General features: G+C 59.6%; 1 protein-coding gene and 1 other annotated feature. The gene reads left to right on the top strand.

Translation table 11 applies throughout. The features are described from left to right. The first annotated feature begins 54 nt into the window (after nucleotides 1–54). Nucleotides 55–1,265 (top strand): IS3 family transposase gene (locus tag ACZRMO_RS30190; RefSeq protein ID WP_394355895.1). Its coding sequence is split into 2 segments (ribosomal slippage): nucleotides 55–331 and nucleotides 331–1,265, totalling 1,212 coding nucleotides; the frame shifts between segments, so codons are not numbered across the junction. Then, nucleotides 321–437, top strand: a sequence feature (AL1L pseudoknot). (Overlaps the previous gene by 117 nt.) Nucleotides 1,266–1,306 lie beyond the last annotated feature (41 nt).

Raw genomic sequence — 1,306 nt, forward strand, 5'->3', positions numbered from 1 at the left:
TGAACCGCCCCGGGTATCGCGGAGGCTCCCCCCTTTTGAGAAACTGGAGCCACTATGCCAAAGCCACCGAAGTTTTCCCCTGAAGTCCGCGAGCGTGCCGTGCGAATGGTCTACGAAGTCCGGGAGTCGCACGACTCCCAGTGGGCAGCCATCGAGGCGGTGTCCAGCAAGATTGGTTGCACTGCTCAGACCTTGAGCAACTGGATTCGCAAGACCTCTTCCCCCTCAAGCACCACCCCCTCGGCAGATCCTCGCATCAAAGAGCTGGAACGCGAGATTCGCGAGCTCAAGCGGGCCAACGAGATCCTCAAGGTCGCCAGCGCTTTTTTCGCCCAGGCGGAACTCGACCGCCGTTTGAAGTAATCTGGTCGCTCATCGACGAGCACCGCAAAGCCTTCGGGGTCGAGCCACTGTGCCGCGTGCTGCAAGTGTCTCCATCGGCTTACCGACGCCATGCCGCACGTTTACGCGATTACTCACGACGCTCAGTTCGAGCGATCCGTGACGAGATGCTTGCCGTGCAGATTCGCCGTGTCTGGCAGGAAAACTACGAGGTCTATGGGGCCAGGAAGGTCTGGCGACAGATGCATCGCGAACGCCAGGGCGTGGCGCGCTGCACAGTGGAGCGATTGATGCGTGAGATGGGGCTATGCGGTGCGGCACGAGGCAAGACGGTGAAGACCACGCAAGCCGATCCAGGCAATGCCAGTCCCAGAGATCTGGTGAAGCGTCAGTTCACCGCCGAACATCCCAACCAGCTCTGGGTCGCCGATTTCACGTTTGTTTCAACCTGGCAGGGATTTGCCTACGTCGCGTTCATCGTCGATGTTTATTCGCGGTTCATCGTCGGCTGGCGCGTCAGTCGGCACATGCGCACGGAGTTTGTTCTGGATGCGCTCGAACAGGCGCTTCACGCCCGGCGTCCTAAGCCTCATCGACTGGTTCATCACAGCGACAGGGGCTCGCAATATCTGTCGATTCGCTACAGCGAACGGCTGGGTGAGGCCGGCATCGAGCCATCAGTTGGCAACACCGGTGACAGCTACGACAACGCGCTGGCAGAGACCATCAATGGCCTTTACAAGACCGAGCTGATCCACAAGCGAGGGCCATGGAAAAGCGTAGAAAGCCTGGAGTGGGAAACGCTGAAGTGGGTGACCTGGTTCAACCATCAGCGGCTGCTGGAGCCGATCGGAAATAGGCCGCCAGCCGAGTTTGAGGCACTATACGAACAGAGTCAGGCAGCCATTCCAGTGGCAGCCTGACTCAAACACAATAGCCTCCGCGATACCCGGGGCGGTTCAGT

This window comes from Pseudomonas sp. B611 (genome assembly GCF_055407965.1).